General features: G+C 52.4%; 18 protein-coding genes and 1 pseudogene. 7 read left to right on the forward strand and 12 right to left on the reverse strand.

Going from position 1 to position 20,671, the window contains the following annotated elements; all coding sequences use genetic code 11:
• Positions 1–72: 72 nt before the first annotated feature.
• The 7 genes and pseudogenes from K6K13_RS06590 to galE form a co-directional block, all read right to left on the reverse strand.
• Entirely contained in the window at positions 73–3,204 is a 3,132-nt protein-coding gene (locus tag K6K13_RS06590) for an efflux RND transporter permease subunit (protein ID WP_222160049.1), read from the reverse strand.
• Positions 3,201–4,721, reverse strand: coding sequence for an efflux RND transporter periplasmic adaptor subunit (locus K6K13_RS06595; protein ID WP_222160050.1), 1,521 nt, complete (start codon positions 4,719–4,721; stop codon positions 3,201–3,203). Before K6K13_RS06595 ends, K6K13_RS06590 begins: the two co-directional genes overlap by 4 nt.
• The gene (locus tag K6K13_RS06600) at positions 4,718–5,995 is read right to left on the reverse strand and encodes a TolC family protein (protein WP_222160051.1); all 1,278 of its coding nucleotides are present in this window, start codon (positions 5,993–5,995) and stop codon (positions 4,718–4,720) included. The genes K6K13_RS06595 and K6K13_RS06600 overlap by 4 nt, the downstream gene beginning before the upstream one ends.
• Before the next feature lie 12 nt (positions 5,996–6,007).
• The gene (locus K6K13_RS06605; protein WP_222160052.1) at positions 6,008–6,388 is read right to left on the reverse strand and encodes a copper-binding protein; all 381 of its coding nucleotides are present in this window, start codon (positions 6,386–6,388) and stop codon (positions 6,008–6,010) included.
• Between the two features lie 189 nt (positions 6,389–6,577).
• A complete protein-coding gene (locus K6K13_RS06610) occupies positions 6,578–6,988 on the reverse strand; it encodes a hypothetical protein (RefSeq protein WP_222160053.1) in 411 nt (136 codons plus the stop codon).
• A gap of 139 nt (positions 6,989–7,127) precedes the next feature.
• Positions 7,128–8,171 (reverse strand): galactose-1-epimerase, encoded by a 1,044-nt coding sequence (galM, locus tag K6K13_RS06615; RefSeq protein WP_222160054.1) that lies wholly within the window; start codon positions 8,169–8,171, stop codon positions 7,128–7,130.
• Between the two features lie 19 nt (positions 8,172–8,190).
• Positions 8,191–9,208: pseudogene (gene galE / locus K6K13_RS06620) on the reverse strand (UDP-glucose 4-epimerase GalE).
• Between the two features lie 1,016 nt (positions 9,209–10,224).
• Here galE and K6K13_RS06625 point away from each other — a divergent pair.
• Together K6K13_RS06625 and K6K13_RS06630 are read left to right on the forward strand one after the other, a co-directional pair.
• On the forward strand, positions 10,225–10,590 hold the full coding sequence (locus tag K6K13_RS06625; RefSeq protein WP_222160055.1) for a hypothetical protein: 366 nt from the start codon (positions 10,225–10,227) through the stop codon (positions 10,588–10,590).
• A 281-nt stretch (positions 10,591–10,871) separates the two neighbouring features.
• On the forward strand, positions 10,872–11,588 hold the full coding sequence (locus K6K13_RS06630) for a PAS and helix-turn-helix domain-containing protein (protein ID WP_222160056.1): 717 nt from the start codon (positions 10,872–10,874) through the stop codon (positions 11,586–11,588).
• 66 nt (positions 11,589–11,654) lie between these two features.
• On the opposite strand, the gene modF is transcribed toward K6K13_RS06630, so the two are convergent.
• Positions 11,655–13,136, reverse strand: a complete 1,482-nt coding sequence (gene modF / locus K6K13_RS06635; protein ID WP_222160057.1) for a molybdate ABC transporter ATP-binding protein ModF — start codon at positions 13,134–13,136, stop codon at positions 11,655–11,657.
• Positions 13,137–13,237: 101 nt separating this feature from the next.
• On the reverse strand, positions 13,238–14,029 hold the full coding sequence (gene modE, locus K6K13_RS06640; protein ID WP_222160058.1) for a molybdenum-dependent transcriptional regulator: 792 nt from the start codon (positions 14,027–14,029) through the stop codon (positions 13,238–13,240).
• 237 nt (positions 14,030–14,266) lie between these two features.
• On the opposite strand from modE, the gene K6K13_RS06645 reads away from it, so the two are divergent.
• From K6K13_RS06645 to modC, 4 genes are all read left to right on the forward strand, one after another.
• Positions 14,267–14,416: an AcrZ family multidrug efflux pump-associated protein gene (locus tag K6K13_RS06645; protein WP_196906231.1), complete on the forward strand. Its 150-nt coding sequence runs from the start codon at positions 14,267–14,269 to the stop codon at positions 14,414–14,416.
• Between the two features lie 178 nt (positions 14,417–14,594).
• Positions 14,595–15,371, forward strand: coding sequence for a molybdate ABC transporter substrate-binding protein (gene modA, locus K6K13_RS06650; protein ID WP_222160059.1), 777 nt, complete (start codon positions 14,595–14,597; stop codon positions 15,369–15,371).
• Positions 15,368–16,057 (forward strand): molybdate ABC transporter permease subunit, encoded by a 690-nt coding sequence (gene modB, locus K6K13_RS06655; protein ID WP_222160060.1) that lies wholly within the window; start codon positions 15,368–15,370, stop codon positions 16,055–16,057. The genes modA and modB overlap by 4 nt, the downstream gene beginning before the upstream one ends.
• Positions 16,057–17,115, forward strand: a complete 1,059-nt coding sequence (gene modC, locus K6K13_RS06660; RefSeq protein WP_222160061.1) for a molybdenum ABC transporter ATP-binding protein ModC — start codon at positions 16,057–16,059, stop codon at positions 17,113–17,115. The genes modB and modC overlap by 1 nt, the downstream gene beginning before the upstream one ends.
• A gap of 32 nt (positions 17,116–17,147) precedes the next feature.
• Here modC and K6K13_RS06665 read toward each other — a convergent pair whose 3' ends face one another.
• Positions 17,148–17,969 carry a pyridoxal phosphatase gene (locus K6K13_RS06665; protein ID WP_222160062.1) on the reverse strand — a complete coding sequence of 274 codons (822 nt, stop codon included), beginning with the start codon at positions 17,967–17,969 and terminating at the stop codon, positions 17,148–17,150.
• A 96-nt stretch (positions 17,970–18,065) separates the two neighbouring features.
• Here K6K13_RS06665 and pgl point away from each other — a divergent pair, with 96 nt between their 5' ends.
• Positions 18,066–19,064: a 6-phosphogluconolactonase gene (gene pgl, locus K6K13_RS06670; protein WP_222160063.1), complete on the forward strand. Its 999-nt coding sequence runs from the start codon at positions 18,066–18,068 to the stop codon at positions 19,062–19,064.
• Between the two features lie 71 nt (positions 19,065–19,135).
• On the opposite strand, the gene fdnI is transcribed toward pgl, so the two are convergent.
• The gene (gene fdnI, locus K6K13_RS06675) at positions 19,136–19,774 is read right to left on the reverse strand and encodes a formate dehydrogenase-N subunit gamma (RefSeq protein WP_222160064.1); all 639 of its coding nucleotides are present in this window, start codon (positions 19,772–19,774) and stop codon (positions 19,136–19,138) included.
• A complete protein-coding gene (fdxH, locus tag K6K13_RS06680) occupies positions 19,771–20,661 on the reverse strand; it encodes a formate dehydrogenase subunit beta (protein ID WP_222160065.1) in 891 nt (296 codons plus the stop codon). The genes fdnI and fdxH overlap by 4 nt, the downstream gene beginning before the upstream one ends.
• Between the last annotated feature and the right edge of the window lie 10 nt (positions 20,662–20,671).

Raw genomic sequence — 20,671 nt, forward strand, 5'->3', positions numbered from 1 at the left:
TTGCTCGTTTCAGCTCTCAGCAATGACCGGTCGGCCCAAGATGAGTATGGGCCGACATCACGGGATTGCCACTCAGGCGCTATCGCCTCGCTTACGGTGCGTCAGCAGGTAGAACGCGGGGATCACCAGCATCGAGAGCAGAGGGGCGGTTACCATGCCACCCACCATCGGTGCGGCAATACGTTGCATCACCTCCGCCCCGGTGCCGCCGCCCCACATGATAGGCAATAGCCCGGCCATGATAGTGGCGACTGTCATCACTTTGGGACGCACGCGCAACACGGCACCTTCATGGATGGCTTCACGCAGCAGGGGTAACGCCAGCGTCTCATTAGATTGTTGACGTTTTTCAATAGTGTGGTTGAGGTATAACACCATGATAACGCCAAACTCGGCTGCTACCCCGGCAAGCGCGATAAAACCCACCGCTGCTGCCACCGATAAGTTATAGCCCAGCAGATAAAGCAGCCATACGCCGCCAATCAGCGAGAAAGGCAGGGTGCCCATGATCAATAGCGCATCCTTCACCTTGCTGAACGTCACATAGAGCAGAATAAAGATAATCAGCAGTGTGAACGGCAAAACCACTTTGAGTTTGGCGGTTGCGCGCTCCAGATACTCAAATTGCCCCGACCAACTCAACGATACGCCTTCCGGTAATTTCACCTGTTGTTCAACCGCTCGTTGCATATCCTGCACCGCAGATTTCAAGTCGCGGCCGCGAATATCGACGTAAATCCAATCCGAAAGGCGCGCGTTTTCACTTTTCAGCATGGGTGGCCCATCGCTGATACGAATATCGGCCAGTTCCGAGAGCGAAATTTGCCCACCACTTAAGGTAATCACTGGCAAATGCTTGAGTTTTTGCAGCGAATCGCGGATCTCCCGCGGGTAGCGCAGGTTGATGGGATAACGTTCGCGCCCCTCAATGGTTTCACCAATATTTTCCCCACCGACCACGACAGACACGATGGATTGCAGTTCTTTGACCGACACGCCATAGCGCGCGGCCTTGGCGCGATCGATATCAATATCGATATAACGCCCACCGGCCAGACGCTCCGCCAGCGCAGAGGTAACGCCGGGAACGCCGCGCACTACCTGCTCAATCTGCTCGGCCACGGCTTCAATTTGCGCAATGTTACTGCCGTTCACTTTGATGCCCACTGGGCTTTTGATCCCTGTCGCCAGCATATCCAGTCGGTTGCGGATGGGCGGAACCCAGATATTGGCAATCCCCGGTACTTTCACAATGCTGTCGAGTTCACTGACCAGTTTGTCCATGGTCATGCCGGGCCGCCACTGATCTTTGGGCTTAAAGCGTATCGTGGTTTCGATCATGGTCAACGGTGCGGGGTCGGTGGCGGTTTCTGCCCGTCCGGCTTTGCCGAACACGGTGTCGACTTCCGGCACGGTTTTGATCAGTCGGTCGGTTTGTTGCAATAACCGTCCCGCTTCCCGTGCGGAAATTCCCGGCAGGGTTGAAGGCATATAGAGCAAATCGCCTTCATCCAATGCGGGCATAAACTCGCTGCCCAAGTGGGAAAGTGGATAGAGCGTGGCGATCAGCAGGGCCGCGGCTACCGCCAGCGTCACTTTGGGCCACTGTAACACGCGATCCAGCAACGGTTCATAGGCACGGATCAGCCAGCGGTTGAGCGGGTTGGCGTGTTCATCGGGAATTTTTCCACGAATAAAGTAGCCCATCAGCACCGGCACCAGCGTAATGCCCAGTCCGGCGGATACCGCCATGGCGTAGGTTTTGGTGAAGGCGAGCGGGGCAAACATTTTCCCCTCCTGCGCTTCAAGCGAAAACACCGGAATAAACGACAGGGTAATGATCAGCAAGCTACAGAAGAGCGCCGGGCCAACCTCCACGGCAGCCTTTTCGGCAATCTTCCAATAGTCATCAGAGGCGGGTTGCTGGTTTGGATGCTCATGCCGCCACTGTTCCAGCACCTTATGCATGTTTTCTATCATCACAATCGCCGCATCCACCATGGCCCCGATTGCGATAGCTATACCGCCTAACGACATGATGTTGGCGTTCACCCCCTGGTAGTGCATGACAATGAACGCGCCGAGAATACCCAGCGGCAGTGTCACAATGGCGACCAGCGCCGAACGGAAGTGGAACAGAAACAGCGTACAGACCAGAACAACGACAATAAACTCTTCGATCAGCTTGTGCGTGAGCGTCGTAATGGCGTTTTCGATCAGGTGTGAACGGTCGTAAACGGGAACAATTTCCACGCCTGCGGGCAGGCTGCGTTTGATGTCGTTCAGCTTGAGTTTGACCGCATCGATGGTTTCCAGCGCATTTTTTCCTGAACGCATCACGATAATGCCGCCCGCCACTTCGCCTTCACCATTGAGTTCAGCAATGCCACGCCGCATTTCTGGACCGATGCGCAAGGTGGCGACATCTGACAGCATAATAGGGATGCCGTCTCGGGTGGCGATCACCACGTGCTTAAAGTCATCAAGCGTTTTGAGATAGCCCGAGGTGCGCACCATGTACTCTGCTTCCCCGAGTTCGACCACGGAACCGCCGCCTTCCTGATTCGCGTTTTGTACCGCACTCAGCACCATCTCATGGGAGAGGTTGAGGGCGCGCAATCGGTCCGGATTAAGCACAATCTGGTACTGTTTAACCATGCCGCCGACGCTCGCGACTTCCGATACGTTGGGTACGGTTTTTAACTCATATTTGATGATCCAGTCTTGAATGGCGCGCAGATCGCCAAGGCTGTGCTGGCCGGTTTTGTCGACCAAGGCATATTCGTATACCCAGCCGACGCCGGTGGCATCCGGGCCAAGAGAGGCCTTTGCCTGAGGCGGCAGCGTTGACTGCACCTGACTGAGATACTCTAGCACGCGCGAGCGCGCCCAGTAGGGATCGGTGCCGTCTTCAAACAGCACGTAGACATATGAATCGCCGAACATGGAGAAGCCGCGCACGGTTTTAGCACCGGGCACCGAAAGCATGGTCGTGGTGAGCGGGTAGGTCACCTGGTCTTCCACCACTTGCGGCGCTTTACCGGGGTAGCCGACTTTGATGATGACCTGAACGTCAGAGAGGTCGGGTAACGCATCAAGCGGCGCTTTTTGCACTGCCCACCATCCCCAGGCAGCCAACAGCATGGCGCTCAGCAGCACCAATAGTCGATTGCGCAGCGACCAACGAATAATGGCGGCAATCATTGTTGATGTCCTTCATGTTGGTGGGCATTGCCGTTAGACACGGGGGTGACACTCACCAACCGCGCGCCCTCTTCGGGCAGCACAAAGGTGAAACTGACATGCTGACCAACAGCCAACGCAGGGAGCAGCGCGGATGGGGCCTGGAAATCCATGGTCATCGGGCCCCAGTTCAGCGCGGCAACCGGGCCGTGCGACAGGGTGATCGTGTCGCCGTCTATTGCCTCGATTTTCCCTTCTGCCTGATAGGTGGGGGCGGCGCTGGCCGCTGAGGTTTCCTGCTGGGATTGATCGCCAGCCATTTGCGGCAGTGCGCTTTTCAGGCTCGCTTCAGAATCGATCAGGAATTGCCCGGACGTCACCACCGACTGACCCGCTTCAAGGCCGTGCGTGATTTCTACCCAACCCTTTTGGCTACGGCCTGTTTTTACCTCTACCGGGGTGAAGTGACCGTTACCGTCCGCCAGCAGCACCCGATTGTGCGTGCCCGTGGTAATGAGCGCCTCGTCAGGAATGGCGACCACAGGAGGCGTAGTGAAGGGATGCGTCAGTGTCACGTTGAGGATCATGCCGGGTTTGAGCAAATGTTCCGGGTTTTCCAGTGTCAGCCTGGCCTTCAACGTACGCGTTGAGGCTTCCAGATTGGGCAACAGCTCATCAACCTTGCCATGAAAGGTTTTCCCCGGCCAACTGTCGGTGGTGGCGCTGATATTATTGCCACGCGACAGCAGGCTGGCCTGGCTTTCTGGGTAATCCACCACAATCCATACTGGGTCGAGCGTGGCCAATTCGAACAGGGATTGTGCGGCGTTGACCTGCGCGCCCTCACGCACGTCCAACTTGTTGATATAACCCTGTGCGGGTGCACGCAGTGTGATACGGGTTTGCGGTTTTCCCGAACGCTCCACGGCTTTGACGATCTCTTCCGGCATAAACTGTAATTGCAGACGTTCGCGTGCGGCGGCAACCAGAGATGCATCGCCCCACTGGCGAATGGCGAGGTATTCCTGCTGTGCGGCTGACCACTGCGGCATCCACAGTTGTGCCAGAGGATCGTTACGCTGAACGAACTGCTGTGGCGCTTTCACATACAATTTTTCGACCAGTCCGTTGGCGCGCGCCGACAGGGTTTCAATACCACGTTCATCCGTGGCGACAGTGCCGAAGGCCATCAGTTGCAGATCTAGCGTACGCTGCGTTGCCTGTGCTGTTTTCACGCCCAGGTTTTGCTGTTGGCGTGCGCTGATGGTGATACCTCCGTCATCCTGGGCTTCATCCGCGTAACGTGGCACCAGGTCCATGTCCATAAAGGGGGATTTACCCGGTTTATCAAAGCGTTGCCCTGGAGTCATCGGATCATACCAATAGAGCACTTTTCTTAGCGTTTCTTGTGACGCAGTCGTTGCTGTGCTGGCAACCGGGTTTCCGCTGTGGACCGAGTTGGTACCCAGTTGGTAGCCCACGGCGAGCGCGGCAGCAACGGCAATAGCGACGACGCTTAACGTAACGATCGGTTTCATTGTTTTGTATCCTGCGGTAATAGCTTTGTATCCTGAGGGATCAAATAACGAATAGCGGCCCAACTGGCAGCGAGCGCTTTTTGCGCGTTGATCTGTTCAATTTCGCTGTTCAGCAGAGCGCGTCTGGCATCAAGGTTTTCTGCCAGTCCGCTGCTGCCAGTGCGATATTCTGCATCCAGCAACTTGAGCCGTGAGCGTTGCAGCGGGATCACCTCATTGGCCTGGCGGTCGTAGATGGATTTCGCCGCCTGATACTGTGCGATAAGCGCATCCAGCGTGGCCTGATGCGCACGCGTCAGTAAGGTCAACTGATCGTTGGCTTCATAGGTTCGGGAGAGATCGGCCGCGTAATCTTTATCCTGCCGCTGTGATTTGAATAAGGGCAGATCGACCGTCAGCATTACGCCACCCATATCCTCTAACCCATCGGCCCGCTTGCCGTAGTACACTTCCACCCCGACATCCGGAATGGCGGCAACGGCGGACTGCGCTGATTTTGCCTTGGCGGCATCCGCTTCGCGCGCGGCCTGAATGATTTCCGGGTGCTGCTTGATGGCATCAATCAACGCACTCTGGCTGGCGGGAAGCCGGGTGATGACGGGGAAATCGCCGCTGACACGGGTAATGTCCACCCCTGTCAATTGTTTGAGCCGGGAACGGGCCACGGCCACGTCGCGTTTAGCGTTATCCAATTGATTTTTCATTTCATTGACCGTGAGTTGCAGCGCCAGAACGCTGCTCGCGCTGTTGCTGCCGCTCGCGACCCCGGCTTTTTGCATGCCAAGCTGCCGCTGTGTGTCGCTCAGCAGGCGTTCAACGGCGTCCTGTGCATGTTGCCCGAGCGCCAGTTCGAACCACGCCAGCGACGCTTCTCGCTGCAACCCGGAGCGAATCACGTCCTGATTAGCCTCCGCTTTACGCGCTTCAGCGCGAATAGCATCTGATTTGCGTTCGCGTTTAGTGCTGCTGACATAATCCTGCATGATGCCCACACGTTGCATGGTCATGTCAGAACGGGTGAACCGATGCGCATTGGCTCCACTGACCGGAAAGTTCTCAATCCCGACTTTCAGTTTGGGATCGGGGAGCTGCATGGCGGAATCCGCCATGTTATTCAAGGCATTTACCTGGTGATGGTTGGCAGAAATTTCTGCCGAATACTGTTCGGCGGCCGCCAGCGTTTGATCGAGCGTGGTGGCCTGAGCCGTAAATATCACGCAGCCAAAGAGCCACGGCAGGGCATAACCCGCCTGCTGTAGACGAAGCGTCAACATATCGACCTCGAATCAGTTAGCGGATGCTGAAATCAGATCGTAGCCGGAGGCGCTTTGGATAAAGGTGAAGTTCACCGTTTGTCCGACGCTTAACGGGCTGCCCTTGTAGGCACTGAGGCCAAAACGCATGGTCATGGCGGGCCAGTTAAGTGCGGGAATCGGTTGATGGGCGAAGGTAACGCTGGTGTCCGACCAGGCTTTTACCACACCCGAGCCTTGATACACCGTCGCGGCGCTGGTGGGTTGAGTGCCGTGGTTCATGCTGCTGTGATCCATCGGCATGGACATCATGGCATTGTGATCGTGCGCGGTGACAGACGATGTTTCGGCAAAAGCAGGGGCAGTAGTGGCAACAGAAGCAAACAGGGCAATGACGGTCAATAACGTACGCATAATAGATATCTCCAGAATAAAACATAACAAAGGATATACCCGTCATACTTCAAGCTGCAGGTGCGTTGGCTGCGCTCATTCACCCGAATCACTTACCTGAGTAAGCTCATCGGGATTCATTCGATTGCCGCCTTCCTGCAACTCGAATTATTTAGGGTATAGAAAACCAATATGTTGTTTTATCTGGATTTATTCTCTGAAACGGCAGTATACAATCTCAGCCGGTGGCCCGGTCCGCAGTGGGGTTAACCACGTGTGTTGGTCAGGAAGGGGGGAATCATTCGCCAACACCAGCAGCGTGCTCGTGTCATGTGCTATCGCATCCAGGTGCAGCGGCGAGGTCGTCTTTTGCGCCGTATCCGGCGTGCAGTGTTTATCACACAGCGGCGCTTTCACCATGACTGAGGCGTGGTGGGACGTCTGCGTCATGTTCATACCGTGGTGACTGACCACCTGCGTGGTTTGTACCACCGGTTGGACATCGCACAGATGGGCGGCCAACGCCAGTTGGGTATTGAGCATCAACCAACAGACAACCACGCCAAACGCCAATAGACGGCGCTTGCGTTGCGGTAATTGTCTGAAAGGCAACCCAAACATGCGGAGCTTCCCACGGAGTCATCGAATAGCCCTACATATAACAATAATTTTTGCGTAAGCGAAAGCGTGAATTGTTCGCTGCGCACGCTCTTGACATAAATTTACTGTGCAAAAGCGTGCCCAGTCTGTCTTGGTGGCGTTATGTAAAGAATTGATAACTTGTCAGTGAGCAGTATGGCTTACCGGGTTTCAGCCAACAGTCTGGCTGTGGCCAGTCCGGGTGATTTGGGCTGTCTGGCAAAAATTCACTTTCCATCGCCACCCCGGCATAGTTGTCATATCGATTGCCTTCTCGGGCTGGGGTTCCTGCGAGAAAGTTCCCACTGTAAAACTGCAAGGCCGGGGCGCTGGTGAAAACGCTCATCATCACCTTCTCATCCGCAGACCATAGGTTTGCCGCCGGGCATTCGCTGGAGCCGCAGGTCCGATGCAGCAGATAAGCGTGATCGTAGCCGCTGACCGCTTTCTGATCGTCGTCGCGCAAAAAATCCTGCAATAACGTTTTAGGCTGGCGGAAATCCAGACCGGTGTGGTTGACCAGCGCAAGGCCGTCAACGGGGATCCCCTCACTGTTCACGGGCAAATAATGATCGGCGAACAGTTGTAAACGGTGGTGGCGTACATCGCTGGTATGCCCATCCAGATTGAAATAGGCGTGGTTGGTCAGGCATACCGGACAGCTTTTCTCTGTCAGCGCGGAATACTCAATTTCCAGCGCGTTGTGTTCGGTTAACCGATAGCGTGCCTGTGCGGTCAATTGCCCAGGGTAGCCCTGATCGCCATCGGGCGAAACCAGCAGATAAGTGATTTGCGTAGCATCCTGCTGCACAATGCGCCAGCGGCGCGCGTGAAACCCATCGGGCCCACCGTGCAACTGGTGTTGGCCCTGATTGGGTGTCAGTATGTAGTTTGCGCCGTTACGTTGTAAACGGGCGTGGTCGATGCGGTTGGCATAGCGCCCGATAGACGCGCCAAGGTAGGCCTGTTGGCGCGGATAATCCGCAGGTGTTGTGCAGCCGAGCAGTACTTCACGCACTTCTCCCTCCGGCAGAGGGACCTGACAAGAGAGCCAGGTTGCACCCCAATCCATCAACATAACGCGCATTCCTGCGCGGTTTTGTAGCGTAGTCAGGGTAAAAGGCTGGCCATCGGGGGCCAATTCAGCACTTTTTTCGTTCAGCATACACCTGCTCCTCAGGGTATCAGTCGGGATAGCCATTGGGATGTTTGGATTGCCAGCGCCAGGTATCCTCCGCCATTTGCGCTAACGTCCGGGTAACGCGCCAGTGGAGTTCATTGGCCGCTTTTTCCGGGTCGGCCCAATAGGCGGGAAGATCCGCCCTCGCGGCGCGGGGCGAAGTGATAGGGCAGCGGTTTGCCGCATGCCTGACTAAATGCTTGCACGACGTTCAATACACTGTAGCCGACACCTGCGCCCAGATTGTAGATGTGTATTCCTGGGCGTTGATGCAGTGCTTTCATTGCCGCCACGTGACCATCGGCCAGATCGACCACGTGAATGTAATCTCTGACGCAGGTGCCATCTTCCGTCGGGTAGTCATCACCGAAGACAGACAGCGATTCGCGGCGACCAACGGCGACTTGCGCGATAAAGGGCATCAGATTGTTAGGGATGCCTTGTGGGTCCTCGCCCATCTCACCTGAAGGGTGGGCGCCAACCGGATTGAAATAGCGTAACAAGGCGATGCTCCATTCCGGATGCGCTTTCTGTAAGTCTGTCAGGATCTGCTCCACGATCAACTTGCTGCGCCCGTAAGGGCTGGCGGGCATACCGGTGGGGAAGCTTTCCTGATAAGGGATGCGTGGCTGATCGCCATAGACCGTGGCAGATGAACTGAAAATCAGGTTTTTAACGCCTGCTTTTTCCATCGCTTTAACCAGCGTCAGGGTGCCATAGATGTTGTTGTCATAGTATTCAACAGGCTTGCTGACGGATTCTGCGACTGCTTTTAGCGCGGCAAAATGGATCACGGCATCGATATTTTCAGTGGCGAAAATGCGGTCTAATAAAACGTTATCGCGAATATCACCTTGATAAAACGGCACGGTTTTGCCGGTGAGGCGGGTAAGGGTTTCCACCACGCTGGCTTTACTGTTGCACAGGTTATCCAGAATAATCGGCTGATGCCCGGCTTCTAAGAGCTGAACACAGGTATGGCTGCCGATGTAACCGCTACCACCTGTCACTAAAACATTCATAAGAACCTCGATGACCAATATTGAATAAAACTAGCATAGCCTGTGGGGTGAAAAGGTGATCTGCAACGAAGAAATTCGCTGAAATTATGAGGTTTTTTATCAATCTTGCCGAGAGGAATAATCCGTTTCACACCTGAAAAATCCATCAACTATTGGCGTCATAATAGCGTGGTATCGCTATCACTTTGATCCATCAATAAGAAACCCTACCTCCTGCGCCGTGTAGGCAGGGGAAAAAATATCATATCTGCCGGTGAAGGGGTACTTGATGATGAGCGACGAGGCGTGAGGAGAAATGAGACAGCGCGCCGCAGCGCGCGTGAAAATGCAAAAGGGTCCCTGGTGAAGATAAATGCGATGAGCGAGTGATGAGATCTTTTCAGTCTGGTTTTACTTTTGGATACGCCGATTATGATTTATTTTTTCAGCGTAAATCCTCTAATGGTTCTTATATATTACGACTCATCTTTATGTAAATAATAGCGTGCTTTATTTCTATATGGGCTGTATGTTTCCGCATTCATTGAGAGGGATTGATACGATGCTGATATAGTGAATGTTACTACAATAATTCAATCACCTTACTGCTGTTTTATAAAAATGAATATGTATTCCTAGTGTTGTCGTAATTTGTAAAAAAACATGAAACGGATGGTGTAAAATTTCAAAAAATGATGTTCTTTTATGGTTTTTATTTGTTTAATGTCAATTCGTTCTGCTAAGTATGAAATTCATGGTTGTGGTTTTTTTGCAGGCGCTATACGTCAGTAATGATTGTTTTACTATAGAATATTAATTTTTTATTGCAATAAGAGGTCGTCATGAAAAGTGATGAGCATGCAAGCATAGTTCTTCCAAAAATGTTGACGTCATTATTTGATCAACATAATGATGCTTATTTTATCAAAGGATTGGACTCGATTTTCATCTATGCTAATTTGTCCGCCGTTAAAAAAATGGGACTACAGTCGTTGAATGATTTGTTGTATAAGAATTAGAACGATCTTTCATCTCGTTTGACAGAAAATAAGGATATTGTTAAAGAGTGGCAATGGCAGGATAGACAAGTAGCTTCATTAAGAAAAAAAATAGATACGTTAGAGGTTAATCCTGAAGCTGTAGATTATCCTTATATGGTTAGAAAATTCCCGTTTTACAATGAAGATAACAGGTGTCAGGGTGTTGTTATTTATTGCAGAGCTTTAGAGGATTTTTCTTATACGCAATTGATGGGAGGTAATAATACGGGGTCATTTTTATTAACTAAGCCTGATGATTTTTTTAGTGAAAAAGAGTGTGAGATTATTTATCTAAGCCTACAGGGGCAGACACCAAAAAGTATCGCTTCTCGGTTGGGTTGCTCAGTTCGGGATGTGGAGTGATCGTTGCAGATAATTTACAATAAAGCAGATGTGAAGCACTGTGATGATTTTTATGAGTTTTGTTATCTCCGGGGTTATCATCGTTATTTGCCAAAATGTTTTATTAGTAGTCGTTTTATCATGTTTTAATATCTTGATTATTTCACTGGTTCTGAATTTATTGAGTGTGGGAATTAGTAAAGTCTCATCATTAACTTACACTCTTAAATTGTTTATTGCTGAATTAACATGCAGAGGTTGCAAGGGGTTTTTTAATTCATATATGGTGAAAAGGTGGTTTTATGAATGATGATGTTCACGATGATAATTATCTCCCAAGAATTCTTAAGAATATTTTAGATCAGGTCCCCGACCCTTACTTTATAAAAGATTTAGATTCTGTTTATATATATGCTAATTTGCCAACGGCAAAGCTTGCTGGTCTGAGAACACCAAATGATTTTTTACATAGAACGGAATATGAACTTTGCTCCAGATTGACGGAAAATCCATATGTTGTTAAAGAGTGGCAACTTCAAGATAAACAAGTTAGTGCTTCAAAGAAAGGACTCAGTTTGTTGGAAGTCCACCCTGAGGCTGTTAGCTATCCATATATTGTGAAAAAGATGCCTTTTTATGACAATAATAATCAATGTGTTGGGGTCGTGACTTATGCAAAAACGCTACAAACCTTCACACCTAATGATTTTATCAATGGGCGATGTCCAGGGTCTTTATTACTCAATCGGCCAGATGATTTCTTTACAGAGAAAGAATGTGAAATCATTTTCTTAAAACTGCAAGGGCGAACCTGTAAAGCGATAGGTGATATGTTATTCCTTTCGCCCCGTACCATTGAGAGTGCTCTGCAAAGACTCTATACCAAAGTTGGTGTATCCCATTTTGATGATTTTGCAGAGTTTTGTCATGATAAAAATTACCATCGTTACCTTCCGCGGCGATTTCTTGAATACAAACGAGCTATGTTTGAAAACAATTATGATTTAGATGAGTGGTGATATAGTTTGCAATTTATATACATATCACAGTTAACGTAATAAAGGCCGCTTGGCGGCCTTTATTGTTTATTTCGCGTTACCTATCAGCGTTTCAAACTGATATCCGTAAATATCCCCTTGTGCTACAAAGGTAAGACGGTTCGTGATGCATTCCGGCGCGTCTTCTGCGTGGTGGGAAACAAACAGCAGTTGCGTTTCACCTTCACCGATCAATACATCCAACCAGCGCCGCACCAATTGTCGGTTGAGCGGATCTAATCCTTGTAGCGGTTCATCAAGGATCAACAGTGCCGGGTGTTTCACCAGTGCGCGTGCAATCAGGACCAGGCGCTGCTGCCCCCATGATAATGCGTGGAACGGGGAGTCCGCTTGTGTCGCCAGTCCCAACAGGTCGAGCCATTGCTGCGTTAAGAACCGTTGGCGATCGGACACGGCCTGATAAATGCCGATCGAATCGAAAAAGCCTGAGGTAATAACATGGCGCACGCTACTGCTGACGCGGTATTCCAAATGCAGGCTGCTGCTGACGTAACCGATATGCCGTTTGATATCCCAAATGGTTTCGCCACTGCCGCGACGGCGGCCAAACAGCGTTAGATCGTTACTGTACCCCTGTGGGTGATCGCCAGTAATCAGGCTCAGCAATGTTGATTTCCCCGCGCCGTTTGGACCGACGATTTGCCAATGCTGACCGGGTAATACCTCCCAGTCAAGGTGATGCAGAATGGGGCGATCGTTATATTGCACTACGCCGTCTCGCAGGAGGATGCGAGCTTGATTGGCTGGGAGCGTCGGTGTATGCAGTGGGTCTTCTGGGGCCGGTAGCGCTGTACCGGAAAGCGTTTCACTAAATGCGAGTTGGGCGATTAAGGCATCAGCCAATACCGCTTCACGCGTACCGGTGCGCGTCAGCGTGCAGTCAGCCAGAATACCAACATGGTTGATAAATTCAGGAATATCATCGAACCGGTTAACAATGATCGCCAGCGTGTAGCCGCGCTGTGCCAACTCTGCCAGATGTTCTGCCAACTGTGCACGAGAAGCGACATCGAGACCATCGAAGGGCTCGTCCAGAATCAGCAGATCGGGTTTTGGCATCAGCGCCTGACACAGCATAACCTTGCGTGTTTCACCGGTAGAGAGGTATTTGAAACGGCGCGAGAGCAGGGGAGTGATGCCGAACAAGGCTGCCAGCGTGGCACAACGGACTGGATCGTGAATCTCATCCTGAATCACTTCAGCGGTAGTACGTCCGGTATCGTCTTCATCAATGCTGAGCATATCGGTATTGTTGCGCTGCCACTCTTGCGTGACCAGTTGTTGCAACTGCTCAAAGGAGAGACGCGCAACGCGAGGAAAATCGCTTTGTTGCGATCCCTCCAGCAGCGGGAGTTCACTCGATAGTGCGCGCGCCAGTGCAGATTTTCCGCTGCCGTTCGCGCCCACAAAGGCCCATTGCGATTTTTCTTCCAGCGTCAAGGCATCAAGGCGCAAAACGCGTGTGTCATTTATGCGAAAAACACCTTGCAAAATTTGCAACGACGACATTCTTTATCTCTTTTTTAGCAAGTAATACCCCCAGAAATAAAGGGCATTGCCGTCGTTGTCAAGCTGTTCCTATGTTGATTTGTGCCACAGGCGTTCAGCGATCAGCACAAGGTCGCGACAATCGCACGGTCGGCATTAAAGCAGGCCGTCACCGGCATGCCCACGCGCAGTTTTTGTTGTGTCACTTGCTCGTTTGGCACTGTGGCGCACAGTGTCTCGCCGCTTGCCAGTGCGATCAGCACTTCGCTGCTATCCTGCCCTGCTTCCAGCGATGACACGGCGCCAGTTAGCTCGTTATCGGATTGCGGCCGAGTTGCGGTGGTATCGTACACCGCAATCCAGGGCGCTTTAATCAATACCAGCACTTCTTTACCTTCATTGAGCCCCAGTCGCTCGGCGCTCTGTTGGGTCAGTAAGACATTCACCGCCGTCTTTCCATCGGCCAGCAGTACGCTCAGGTGCTGCTGAACTGCGTCCCGACTGCGGGCTTGCACCGTGCCAAAGAACTGGTTGCGGGCGCTGGTTTGCAGTGAAAATCGCGCGATGGCGGCCAGCAGGCTGTCCAGCGGCAAATTATCATCTTGCAGCACGTCAAACGCCTTTTGCTGTATTTGTGCAAGTAAATCATAGAGCTGAATCAACCGTTCGCCATAACGCGTCAGCGTGGCCCCACCGCCGCCTTTACCGCCGGTCATGCGTTCTACAATGGTCTGCTCTGCCAGTTGGTTCATTTCGTTGATGGCATCCCAGGCGCTTTTGTAACTGATACCTGCGAGTTTGGCCCCTTGGCTGATGGAACCGGTGTGGCGAATCTGTTTGATCAGCTCAATGCGTCGTGGGTCGGCAAAAAGACGTTGTTGTAATTTGAGTGTCAGAAGGATTTCAGCTTGCATGGTCACGGTCCAGGGAGATTAAAAAAGACAAAACCGAGCGTGTGTGACGTTCGGTGCGGCGCTATTGTCGCGCGTTTGAGCGGTGCGGGCAAACCGCACAAATGGTCGTATTAATTCTTACAGTTACGGTACACTATTCATCATCACCCGTAATGATTTTTCGTTGGGGTACGTTGAGATTCGCGATGAATGTCGCGTGTATTGATGAGCGGACCGTTAGCGATAAGTGAGGTAAGCATGTTGGATTTGCTCAAAAGCCTGCTGTTTGCAGTTGCCATGGTGCCCGTGATGATGGCGATCATCCTCGGTGCTATCTACGGTTTAGGCGAAGTATTTAATGTCTTTTCCCGTATTGGTCATGCCGATGAACGCGTTGTAAGAAAGTAACCCCACTCGGTTTCTCTTTTATGTTTATGGTGCCCGGTCGCTTCGACCGGGCATTATTTTTTTGTATGTACTCTCTTCGGATTATGCGAGCAAAAGCGCATGACATTGTGGCTTTTATCGTTATATTATTCCGAATACAACGATAACGTCCTGATGTAATTACTCTTGGGAGAGACCGATGAAACAGCAATGGATGAAATGGGGTGTAGCACTAACCCTGAGCGCAACCCTGGCGATGCCCGCCTTCGCCGCGGAACAGAAAATCACCGTGTTCGCCGCCGCTTCGCTGACCAATGCGTTGCAGGAAATTGGCGCTCAATATAAGAAAGAGAAAAACGTCGATATCGTTTCCTCTTTTGCTTCTTCTTCAACGCTGGCTCGCCAGATTGAACAAGGCGCGCCTGCGGATCTGTTTATTTCTGCCGACCAGCAGTGGATGGATTACGCTCAGGATAAAAATCTGACCGATACTGCGACTCGCTATACCCTGCTGGGTAATGCGCTAGTGGTGATTGCACCGAAAACCAGTGATGTGAAGCATTTTGCCATCACGGATAAAACCGACTGGAAGAGCCTGTTGAAAGGCGGCCATCTGGCAGTTGGCGATCCGGACCATGTGCCTGCCGGGATCTATGCCAAAGAAGCGCTGCAAAATCTGAAAGCCTGGGATGAACTCTCTCCGGTGATGGCACGCGCTAACGATGTGCGTTCCGCCATGGCGCTGGTAGAACGTGAAGAAGCCCCTTTAGGCATTGTGTATGGTTCCGATGCGGTTGCCAGCAACAAGGTGAAAGTGGTCAGCATTTTCCCGAAAGAGAGCCACAAGCCGGTCGAATATCCGATGGCTATCATCAAAGATCATAACAACGCGACGGTGACCGGTTTTTACGAATACCTGAAAACGCCTGCCGCTGCGGATGTGTTCAAACGCTATGGTTTCACGCCGCGCGGATGATGCTCACGGATTACGAATGGCAAGCCATTGAACTTAGTCTTAAAGTTTCCATCACCGCTGTCATATTCAGCCTGCCGCTAGGGATCCTGGCGGCATGGGTGTTGGTACGCTGCCGTTTTCCCGGTAAATCGCTGTTGGACAGCATTATCCATTTGCCGCTGGTGTTGCCACCAGTGGTGATTGGCTATTTGTTGCTCATCGGGATGGGCAGAAAAGGGATTATCGGCCAATGGCTTTATGAATGGTTCGGCCTCAGCTTCAGTTTCAGTTGGCGCGGTGCCGCGTTAGCCTCTGCGGTAATTGCGTTTCCTCTGATGGTGCGCGCCATTCGTCTGGCGTTAGAAGCGTTGGATACGCGGCTGGAGCTGGCTTCCCGCACGCTGGGTGCTAACCCTTGGCGTGTCTTCTTCACCATCACGTTGCCACTTTCATTTCCCGGTATTGTGGCAGGCACCGTGTTGGCGTTTGCTCGCTCGCTGGGGGAGTTTGGTGCAACCATTACGTTTGTGTCGAATATTCCGGGTGAAACGCGCACTATCCCGTCGGCCATGTACACATTGATTCAAACACCTGGTGCAGAAGCGGATGCAGCGCGCCTGTGTGTGATTGCCATTCTGCTCTCAATGGCGTCGTTGCTGCTCTCTGAGTGGTTAACCCGCTGGGGTCGCAAACGGTTGGGGGTGTAATGCTGGAGCTTAATTTTCATCAACGCCTCGGCGATCTTGATTTGCGTGTGGATACCCAATTGCCTGCATCAGGCATTTCTGCGGTGTTTGGCGTATCTGGTGCCGGAAAGACGTCGTTGATCAATGCGGTGGTGGGGCTGACGCGCCCACAGTCTGGCCGAATTGTGCTCAACGATCGTGTGTTAATGGATGCCGAGAAACGTATCTGCTTGCCGCCCGAAAAGCGCCATGTGGGTTATGTCTTTCAGGATGCACGGCTGTTTCCGCATTATCGTGTGCAAGGCAATCTGCGTTATGGCATGGCGTCATCCATGAAATCGCAGTTTGATGCCATTGTGGCATTGCTGGGCATTGAGGCACTGTTAAACCGCTTACCGCTGACCCTCTCCGGTGGCGAAAAGCAGCGTGTAGCGATTGGCCGCGCCTTGCTGACTGCACCGGAACTGCTGCTGATGGATGAGCCGCTGGCGTCGCTTGATTTGCCGCGCAAACGTGAGCTATTACCCTACCTGGAGACGTTGGCGAAAGAGGTCAATATTCCTATCCTGTATGTCAGCCACAGCATGGAAGAGATCGTGCGGCTTGCCGATCGGGTGGTGGTGCTGGATAACGGTAAGGTTAAAGCGGAAGGTCGGTTGGAAGAGGTGTGGGCGAGCAGCGCGATGCGCCCCTGGCTACCGAGCGATGAGCAAAGCAGTATTCTCAATGTGAAAGTGATGGAGCAGCATGAGCGTTATGCCATGACGGCGCTGTCGCTGGGCGAACAACGACTGTGGGTGAATCGGGTCGCCATGCCGTTGAAAACGCCGCTGCGTATTCGTATCAACGCGGTCGATGTCTCTTTGGTGTTGCAACCGCCAACGGCGAGCAGTATTCGTAACGTGTTGCCCGCTAAAGTGTTGGAATGTATCGACGTCGATGAGCAGGTTGAAGTGAAGCTGTCGGTGGGAGGGCAAATCCTGTGGGCTAGGATTTCACCCTGGGCGCGCGATGACCTGAGACTGCGTGCGGATATGTGGTTGTATGCGCAGATCAAAAGTGTGTCGATTACGGCCTAGTCATTCCCCGGCGTTCGCCGGGGATAACCTTCTTACTGCAACACTCGCTGACGGATTAGCTGTGCAATAGCCGGCTCTTCATTGTGTCCGATAACCAGATCGGCGTGCGCTTTAACGGCGTCATCACTGTTGCCCATGGCAACGCCAAGTCCTGCGGCTTCCAGCATACTGATGTCATTGAAGTTATCGCCAAAGGCCAGCACCTCGCTCATAGAATACCCCTGAGATGTGACCCACTCACTCAGCAACTTGCCTTTGTTATTTCCGCTTTGGGCGACGTCAACCTGATCCTGCCAGGACCACTCGCAGGTCAAACCAAACTCGTCCATGACCCGATTGGCAAAGTTGTCTAGCGCTTGCGTATCCGAATGCGACAAGGCGAATTTCCAGATGTTTTGTACTCGATCGGCGGCGTTAATCAGGCTGTCAACGTGAAGAAAGGTGGGGCGTTGGTGTGGCGGCAGCGTTTCTCCCCACGCCTGAGTGCGTATCACATGGCCGGTTGGTTCTTGATACAACATGCCGTCATCGGCGTACATCAGACCGTGAATGCCATACTCGCCTAACAGGGTCAGCACGTTTTTAGCCTGAGCAGCCGTCAGCGGATTGGCTTGCGATGTCTGCTTATGCTGATAATCGTACAGATAGGTGCCATTGCAGCAAATCGCGGGTGTATCCAGATCCAACGCCTGATAGAACGGATGAATCGCGGAATGGTGACGCCCAGTGGCGATCACCACTTTGACGCCCTGCTGGCGTGCCTGCGCCAGTGCTGCGAGGGACTCCGGTAAAATTTTCTTTTGTTTGTCCAGCAATGTGCCATCCAAATCAAGAGCAATGATACGATACGTCATAGCGGTCCTATTAAGAGAGTCTAGAATTGCGTTAATGCCCATAATGTTACACCCTAAGTGGCATGGCGCAAAATGCGACAAACCAAGGAGAAAAGCATGCAGCAAGTGGTCTATATCGCCAGTCCGGAAAGCCAGCAGATTCACGTCTGGCAATTGGCGTCTTCGGGGCAGCTCACGTTGTTACAGGTTGTCGATGCGCCGGGTCAGGTGCAGCCGATGGTGATAGCGCCCAACAAACAGCATCTTTACGTTGGGGTACGCCCGACGTTCTCGGCCATCAGTTACCGCATCGATGCGCAAGGTTTGCTGACGCAGGTGGGTTCTGCCTCGTTGCCGGGAAGTCCGACGCATTTATCCACTGACCGTCAAGGACGTTTTTTGTTTAGCGCATCCTACAGCGGAGAAACGTTGAGCGTCAGCCCGATTGATGCCGAAGGCATTGTGGGGGAACCAATTCAACAACTGGATGGGCTGTCAGGTTGCCACTCCAGCAATATTGATCTTCAAAACCAGGTGCTGTGGGCACCGTGCTTGAAAGAAGATCGCATTCGTTTGTATGAGGTTTCTGCTGAGGGTGAGCTGTCAGTTGCGGCGCAAGCGGACCTGCATGCGGTGGACGGCGCAGGCCCCCGGCATATGGATTTTCATCCCAATCAGCGTTTTGCTTACTGTGTGAATGAGCTGAACAGTTCGGTTGACGTGATTGAGCTGCACTCGGTGGCAGGCAAAGCGCGTACCGTGCAATCGTTGGATGCCATGCCGCAGGGCTTTGCGGATACCTGCTGGGCGGCGGATATTCATTTGACGCCAGATGGTCGTTTCCTCTATTGCAGCGATCGTACCGCCAGCCTGTTAAGTATTTTCCAGGTGTCCGAAGATGGCAGCACCCTGACGCTGGTGGGACATCAACCAACGGAGACGCAACCGCGCGGTTTCAATATCGATAACCGCGGTGAGTTTGTGATTTCTGCCGGGCAGAAGTCCCAGCACATTGAGGTGTATCGCATCGAGCAGGAAAGCGGAAAGCTGCAACCGTTGGCGCGCTATGCCGTAGGGCAGGGGCCGATGTGGGTGAGTATTCTGGCGCTTGATTAAGCCAGACGGGGTTCCCGCGCAGTGCGGGAACGCCAACAGGATATTCCCGGCCTGTCGCCGGGAAACCAGATTTACTTATTCTCTTCTTCTTCGTTAAGCACCTGACGCGCCCAACGCGGGTGGTGCTTACGCGCCCACTTGGCAGAGACTTTGCCTTCGATCATGCCCTTGATGGAACCGCGTACCCAGAACGCCATGTACATATGAATCAGGATGGCGTGGATCAACACGATAGCTGCCGCCGCATGAACCAGAATGGCGTAGCGCACGATGTCAATCGGGAACAGGTGAGCAAAGTACGGCCGCCACATGATGATGCCGGTAATCAGCAACACCAGCGTTAACCCCATGATGCTCCAGAACATCATCTTCTGGCCCGGGTTGTATTTGCCCACATCCGCGACGTTATGTTCATTGCCTTTCAGAACCTCAACGATATGCAGGAACCAGGGAAGGTCGCGGCGTTTAGGAATATTGTGGCTCACAAAACGGAAGAACATCGGCACCAGGCAGACCACGATCAGAATACCGAAGAACGGGTGCATGATGCGCCCCATCTGCGGCGTACCAAAGGTCTGCGTCAGCCATTGCAGCGTGGGGAAAAACAGCGCAATCCCCGACAGCGCCACCAGGAAGAAGCTGATCACCACAATCCAGTGACAGATGCGGTCAACGAATTTGGTGCGCACAATCATTTTCTGCTTGCTCATTGCTTCTCCTCCTCATCGTGGTCATGCTCTGTTTCTTCCGTATTGGGCCCAATGCCGACATAGTGGAAAATCAAACCGGCAAAGGTCGCGACAAAGCCGAGCGTAGCCAGCGGTTTGAGGATGCCTTTCCACAAGTTGACCGGGGTGGAGATCTGCGGATTGTCGGGCAGATTGTTGTAGAGTGACGGTTTATCGGCATGGTGCAACACGTACATAACGTGTGTACCACCCACCCCTTCTGGATCGTACAGACCCGCGTTGTTGTAACCGCGTTTTTTCAGATGCGTGATGCGCTCTTCCGCCAGCAGTTTCATCTCTTCCTTGGTACCGAAATGAATGGCGCCGGTCGGACAGGTCTTCACACAGGCCGGTTCCTGACCCGTGCTAACGCGATCCACACACAGGGTGCATTTGTACACCCGGTTATCGTCTTTATTGAGACGCGGAACGTTGAAGGGACAGCCAGCGATACAGTAACCGCAGCCGATGCAGTGCTCGGACTGGAAGTCGACAATGCCGTTCGCGTACTGAATGATGGCACCGGCAGACGGGCACGCTTTCAAACAGCCCGGATCGCTACAGTGCATACAGCCATCTTTACGGATCAGCCACTCCAGACGATCGGCGCTTTCCACTTCAGAAAAGCGCATCACCGTCCACGATTTGGCGCTCAGATCCATCGGGTTGTCATACACCCCGTGGTTATGGCCCACTTCGTCACGGATGTCATTCCACTCGGAACAGGCCGCCTGACAGGCTTTGCAGCCAATACAGGTGGTGACGTCAATCAGTTTGGCCACTTCACTTTTGTCGTTTCTCACGTGCGGTGGCGGTGTCAGGCTACTGGTAGCCGAACGTTGGATAATATCTTGAGATTGCATTGACATAGCGCGCTAC

Source organism: Symbiopectobacterium purcellii (assembly GCF_019797845.1).
Classification (GTDB): Bacteria; Pseudomonadota; Gammaproteobacteria; order Enterobacterales; family Enterobacteriaceae; genus Symbiopectobacterium; species Symbiopectobacterium purcellii.